At 52.5% G+C, this 6,578-nt stretch carries 7 protein-coding genes; 5 read left to right on the top strand and 2 right to left on the bottom strand.

The annotated features are described in order from the left end of the window. The coding region (locus tag HBA93_RS04160) for a 5'-nucleotidase, lipoprotein e(P4) family (protein ID WP_221722414.1) at positions 1-770 on the bottom strand (770 nt) is incomplete at its 3' end. Positions 771-946: 176 nt separating this feature from the next. Here HBA93_RS04160 and speB point away from each other — a divergent pair. From speB to HBA93_RS04145, 3 genes are all read left to right on the top strand, one after another. After that, the gene (gene speB, locus HBA93_RS04155; RefSeq protein ID WP_116088148.1) at positions 947-1,897 is read left to right on the top strand and encodes an agmatinase; all 951 of its coding nucleotides are present in this window, start codon (positions 947-949) and stop codon (positions 1,895-1,897) included. A 191-nt stretch (positions 1,898-2,088) separates the two neighbouring features. Continuing rightward, a complete protein-coding gene (argC, locus tag HBA93_RS04150) occupies positions 2,089-3,021 on the top strand; it encodes an N-acetyl-gamma-glutamyl-phosphate reductase (protein ID WP_221722413.1) in 933 nt (310 codons plus the stop codon). An 18-nt stretch (positions 3,022-3,039) separates the two neighbouring features. Further along, positions 3,040-3,891, top strand: coding sequence for an aminoglycoside phosphotransferase family protein (locus HBA93_RS04145; RefSeq protein ID WP_221722412.1), 852 nt, complete (start codon positions 3,040-3,042; stop codon positions 3,889-3,891). A 30-nt stretch (positions 3,892-3,921) separates the two neighbouring features. Here HBA93_RS04145 and HBA93_RS04140 read toward each other — a convergent pair whose 3' ends face one another. Next, positions 3,922-4,935, bottom strand: coding sequence for a COX15/CtaA family protein (locus tag HBA93_RS04140; RefSeq protein ID WP_502910034.1), 1,014 nt, complete (start codon positions 4,933-4,935; stop codon positions 3,922-3,924). A 265-nt stretch (positions 4,936-5,200) separates the two neighbouring features. Here HBA93_RS04140 and HBA93_RS04135 point away from each other — a divergent pair, with 265 nt between their 5' ends. Then, a complete protein-coding gene (locus HBA93_RS04135) occupies positions 5,201-5,413 on the top strand; it encodes a DUF2842 domain-containing protein (RefSeq protein WP_075655607.1) in 213 nt (70 codons plus the stop codon). 2 nt (positions 5,414-5,415) lie between these two features. After that, on the top strand, positions 5,416-6,561 hold the full coding sequence (locus HBA93_RS04130) for a GNAT family N-acetyltransferase (protein WP_221722411.1): 1,146 nt from the start codon (positions 5,416-5,418) through the stop codon (positions 6,559-6,561). Positions 6,562-6,578 lie beyond the last annotated feature (17 nt).

Here is a 6,578-nt window from a genome sequence, read left to right as displayed (position 1 = left end):
GGGGGGGGGGGGGGGGGGGGGGGGGGGGGGGGGGGGGGGGGGGGGGGGGGGGGGGGGGGGCGGGGGTTCGGGGTTGGCGGCATGAGGCATTTTGAGCCGGACTTGTTCTGTTGTGCAGCAACCAGCAACTGGCGCTCACTATTATTCTTGCCGTAGAATTGTGCGCCGAAATCGTTGAGATTGTCACCGGCGTAAACCACAACATCATAGCCTTTGGATTCTACCCGATCAAAACGCGCCTGCTTGTTTGACTGTTCAGTGCGCAGCAAAACTGTTTCACGCGATACACCGGGAAAACCAAGCTTTTGCAGATTGCTGACAGTCGCTGCATAGGATGTATCGTCCCGATTGGAGATATAGAATATCCGCCCGCCATGGGAATTGACATAACGGGCGAAAGACACAGCCCCGGCAATGGCCGTTGCCTGTCGCGCCGCCATCCAGCGCGCCCATGTCGGCTTGGTATAAGGCACACCATTCTCCACCCGCCATGCGGCATAAGCAGAGTTGTCGATCATTGTCTCGTCCAGATCAACAATCACAGCCTTCTTACGCCCGTCTTCCACCTTTGCCGCATCAAACGCTCTGCGGGCAGCATTGAAAGCCTGATAGGCCAGTGCTTCATATTCACCTGATTGCTGGACCCAGTTCAAACCCAGCACGGCCTGTTGCTCAAGTTGAGCCTGTGCCGCTTTCTGATCCGTGACACAGCCTGCTGTTAAAACTACCAGTGCTGAAACCACAAAAACATTGATTACCCTGCTTTGCATAATGTCCCCTCGGATGAATAGAAAAGCACTATCTGCAGGCAGAACGGGACACCTCACAATCGCAACTCTGCGCCCGATAATTCTCAGTATTTAAATATCGGACGCCGCTTTATCAGCCCGCCAAAAGACGCTACAGCTTGTATCGTCAGTTTTGTTTCAGCTTACGGTGTTACTTCATGGCGCATAAATCCATCGACAATGCTTTTACGGCTCAGACGATCAAGGGAGCCGCAACCGACCCTACTCATGCCGGTGCCCTCTCCTTTATGCGGCGTCTCTATAGTAAAGATGTAAACAATGCCGATGCGGTGGTCTGGGGTATTCCGTTTGATGCAGCCGTTTCCAACAGGCCGGGCGCCCGTTTTGGTCCGCAGGCAATCCGTCGTGCTGCAGCGATCTTTGATAATGATCCGCAATATCCGTTTCAGCGCGATCTGTTTGAAAATCTGGCAGTGATTGATTACGGCGACTGCCTGCTCGATTACGGCAATCACCAGCTGACACCGGCAACAATTGAACAGGAAGCCGCTAAACTGATCGCCAATGATGCTTTTCTGGTGTCGCTTGGCGGCGATCATTTTGTGACATGGCCGATCCTCAAAGCTCATGCCGCGAAATATGGCCCGCTGGCCTTAGTGCAGTTTGATGCTCATCAGGACACCTGGTTTGATGATGGTAAGCGTATCGATCACGGCTCATTTGTTGCCCGCGCTGTACGCGACGGTATTATTGATCCGGCTGCATCCATCCAGATCGGTATCCGCACCCATGCACCGGAAGATTGCGGCATCCAAATTCTCTATGGTCACGATGTTGAAGATATGAGCGCCAGAGACATTGTGCAGGCGATTGAAACCCGTACACAGGGGCGCAAAACCTACGTCACTTTCGACATTGATTGCCTTGATCCGGCCTATGCGCCCGGTACAGGCACACCGGTTGCGGGCGGCCCGTCCTCGGCAAAAATGCTCTCGGTGCTGCGTCAGCTCGGCAAACTTGATATTGTCGGCGCTGATATTGTAGAGGTTGCACCGGCCTATGATCATGCCGATATAACAGCCATTGCAGGCGCGACAATTGCCATGCATTATCTGGGGCTGCTTGCGGAAAAGAAAGCCGCGCGCTAAAGCGGTTCCGGTGAATATTGAATCACTGGCACCGTTCCAACTGTTTGATTTTACGCATTGTCCTCCGGTAAAACAGGTTCCCGCTTTTGCCGGAAATGCTTTAGTCTCACAGGATGAATCAACTGCTTGACAGAATGATTCAGCAATAACTCCTAACACTCTGAATTCTCTACCATTAAGGCAAAATTCAAATGAAACCGAAAATCTTTATTGACGGCGAACATGGCACAACGGGTCTGCAGATCCGCACCCGCCTTGCCGGTCGCACTGATCTGGAAGTCCTTTCTATTCCGGAAGAAGAACGACGCAATAAAGATTTGCGCGCTGACCTGCTGCGCTCGGCTGATATTGCTATTCTCTGCCTGCCGGATGATGCCTCGCGTGAAGCGGTGATCCTGCTTGAAGGCCATTCCACGCGTATTATCGACACGTCGACCGCGCACCGTACCCATTCCAACTGGGTTTATGGTTTTGCAGAGCTCGAAGCATTGCAGGCGCAGCGTATCCGCGAAGCCCGTCTGGTTGCCAATCCGGGTTGCTATCCGACAGGCGCAATCTCGCTCATCCGCCCATTGCGTGATGCAGGGCTGATGAACAGCGATTACCCTGTCACCGTCAATGCGGTATCCGGCTATACCGGCGGCGGCAAGCAGATGATTGCCCAGATGGAAGATGTGAACCATCCGGAACATATGAAGGAAAACAATTTCCTCTATGGTCTGACACTCAAGCACAAGCATCTGCCGGAAATGCAAATGTATGGCAAACTCGACCATGCGCCGATTTTTGCACCAAGTGTCGGCCGTTTTGCACAAGGCATGATTGTGCAGGTTCCGGTCCATCTGGATCTGCTCAAGGGCAAACCGACGATGGAAGATGTGCATAATGAGCTGAAGGCACATTATTCCGGTCAGAAAATCGTGCGCGTCGTCCCGCTTGAAGAAAGCAGCGCAATGGCGCGTGTGGATGCCGAAATGCTGGCAGATACAGATGGTATGAATATTTATGTCTTCGGTTCTGAAGGCGGCAAGCAGATCAATCTGGTCGCCGTGCTGGATAATCTCGGCAAAGGTGCATCGGGTGCAGCCGTGCAGAATATGAACCTGATGCTGGGTCTGCGTTAACCGGAGCATTCATCGCCTATGGAACAGCAAGCAGTGATAAAGCCAGTATTTCCGGCACATTGGCAGATTGCTTCTGCAACACTGCTCGCTGACACCAATTCCAGCCATATCTGGAAAGCAACAATCACCGGAGAAGAACAGTCTCCGGTGATTGTTAAAGTTCTCAAGCCTGCCGGCCATGAAGAATTGCGCGGTGCCTATTATCTGCGCGAGCGTGACGGACATGGTGCTATCAGGCTGCTCGGCCTCACGCATGATCCGGTGATGATGTTGCTAGAATATGCCGGTGACTATGACCTCAAAGCCCATCTTGAAGCCGGCCATGATGCAGATGCCATCCGTATTGCCGGCGAAGTGGTTCGCGCTTTACACAGTACCTCCGGTCGGGTTCTGCCGTCTGAATTACAGCCGCTGCTCAAGCATTTCAAAAGCCTGTTTGATCTGGCGGGAAAAACTGCGGATATTTACACGGAAGCAGCTGATCTCGCGGCATCCCTGCTAAGACAGCCTCATGAAATCATCGCCCTGCATGGCGATCTTCATCATGAGAATATTATTCGCAGTGCACGGGGCTGGCTGGCAATTGATCCGCACGGATTGTGCGGTGATGCTGCCTTTGATTGCGCCAATCTGTTCTACAATCCGCTCGACCGTGATGATTTGTGCCTCAATATGCAACGCGCTGCAGAAATGGCACAATATTTCGCAGGGATCATCAACAAGCCTGCGGCCTATATTCTTGATTATACCTTTTGCTATGGCTGCCTCTCAGCCGCATGGCATCATGAAGACGGCAATGCTGCAGATGAGGAACGTGAACTGAAAATTGCCACCGCGCTGCGTAGGTTAAGACATCAGCTGTATCCATAAAAAAGCCCCGCATTTGCGGGGCTTTTTTTGTTACGCTGCACGCATTTCATAAGCACCTTTACAGGCGCGCCAATGGGCGACAGCAAAGCTCAGCACCACCAATGCAAAGCCCTGATGCGCCAGCCCCCACTCAATCGGCACCATTGTCAGCAAGGCGATAATTCCGATTGCCGCCTGCATCAGGATCAGGCCGAGCAGCACAACAGAGCGTCGCGCGTGAGTTGTACCAGCAGCATGGCGATGCGCCTGTACAGCATGCAGCACAGCCAGCACCAACACCGTATAGGCAAACATCCGGTGAATGAATTGCACAGTCTTCGGATTTTCAAACAGGTTGCGCCAGTAGGGCTGGTTGATGAACAGGTCTGAAGGGATAATTGCGCCATCCATCAGCGGCCATGTATTATAGGTCAGACCGGCATGCAGCCCGGCGACCAGCCCGCCAAGATAAATCTGCACCAGAATTGCCAGAACCAGCCAGCCAGCAAAGCGTTGCAAACCGCGCGGCGCTGGTTTTTCCGTATATTCAGCAAGCCCGCGCGCAACATAAAACACGGCGGTAATAATAATACAGGCCATAGTGAGATGCACAGCCAGACGATACTGGCTCACCGATGTCAGCACGCTCAAACCCGATGCCACCATCCACCAGCCGATAGCACCCTGCAAACCGCCCAGCGCCAGAATACCAAGCATCCGCGCTTTCAAACCGTCCTGCAGGCGGCCTGTTACCCAGAAGAAAATCAGCGGAACAGCCACCAGAAAGCCGACGAAACGCGCCAGCATACGATGCGCCCATTCCCACCAGAAAATGAACTGGAACTCTTCCAGTGCCATGCCCTTGTTGATCTGCTGATATTGCGGGATCTGGCGGTATTTATCGAATTCTTCCAGCCATTCCGCATGGTTCAGCGGCGGGATAACGCCATGGATAGGCTTCCATTCGGTGATAGACAGACCGGAGCCGGTCATACGGGTTGCACCACCCACCATGACAATTGCGATCAGTACAACGAACACCGCATAAAGCCACCACCGTACCATTTTACGGTTCTTGTCGTGGTTGGCACTGACCGGCTGTTGTGTTGCCGGTAATGCGGCATAATCTGTTATCATCAATCCTGCTCCGACTGAGTTTTGCCCCCGCAGATACATGCCGCATGCGCACCGCGAATACAAGACAACAACACGCGACACGCAGACGCTGTTTTTATTGACCACTTTCATAAATGCAGCGTCAAACCGGAGACGAAAACCATTTCAGATTCAGTACTGTCTGGTGTATGAGAGTGGTGACGGAGAGAGAAATATGCCTGTAAGATTGAAAAAACTGATCGGAACCGTGCTGCTTGTTCTGCTGATTGCAGTTTATGCGCTGCTTGCAACCATGATTGCGGTTGCCCATCTTGGCCAATCCTCGGTCTGGGTACAGCTTGCTTATTTCTTCTTCACCGGCTTTTTGTGGATACTTCCGGCCATGTATCTGTTGTGGTGGATGGTTCAGCCGCCTAAAGCCCGCTGATTATGTTCCGCACTGTCTGTTATTCCGATATTCATGATGCCTTGCCGCTCTGGAGCAATGACAAGACGGTGCATGGTATAGCCCAGTCCGCACTCTGGACACGGCTCTGGCAGCAAAATGTAAATCCTGACTGCCTTGTGCTGGCGCTGTTTATCGAGGACAGCCCTGCTTTATTATTACCGCTTGAGGTTATCAAACTAAACCACAAGCATGTTGCGCGCTTTGCCGGCGGCTCCCATGCCAATTGCAATTTTCCGGTTCTGTTTCCGGCTTTTGCGCAACACATCAGCAAAGACCATATCACTGCACTGATTGCCTGTCTGAAAGAAGCGCGGCCGGATATTACACTGCTGTCCCTCACCCGTCAGATGCAGAGCTGGCTCGGATATAATAATCCGCTGCTCAGCCTCTCCCATCAGCGCAATCCGAATCCGGCGCTGATTGCCTCGCTGCCAGACAGTTTTGACACTGTGCTTGAGCGCAGCAATGCCTCACGCAAACGCAAAAAGCACCGCCAGCATGCCCGTCGTTATGATGAAACAGGTGCATGGCGGATTTACACAGCAGAAGGTGATGCGGAAAACAGCGCTGCATTCAATGATTTTTATGCGATGAAAAGCCAGCGCTTTGCCAAACAAGGCATTGCCAACAGCTTTACCGGCGATGACCTGAACCGCTTTTTCCGGAAACTTTTTGCCGCACCGGAAAATGACACGCGCAGACAATATCGCCTGCATGTTCTTGAAGTTGCCGGAAAACCGCGTGCGGTCATTGGCTGTGCTTATTGGCAAAGCCCTGACAGTCAGACACCACTGCAACGCGGATTGACTGTGGAATTTGGTGCTTTCGCCGATGATGATCTGGTCACCGCCAGTCCCGGAGATTTTCTGTTTTATGAAGCGATTGCCGGTGCCATTGATGAAAAGCTGGATTATTTCAGCTTCGGTATCGGCGAGGAAAAATATAAGCGTGACTGGTGCGATATTGAGCAGCCGCTTTATGACAGCCATATCGCGCTGACATTCAAAGGCCGTTTGAGCGCAACACTCAATCAGCTGCGCTCAGGTCTTGTCTATCGTATTAAAACCAACAAATATCTCTGGCCGCTGGTGAAAAAGCTGCGCAGTAAGCTGCGTAAAAACGCTTAATCCGGCTTTTATAGCGC

The sequence above is a fragment of the Ochrobactrum sp. SFR4 genome, from assembly GCF_019730395.1.
Lineage (GTDB): Bacteria > Pseudomonadota > Alphaproteobacteria > Rhizobiales > Rhizobiaceae > Pseudochrobactrum.
This window is presented reverse-complemented; position numbering and strand designations above follow the sequence as displayed.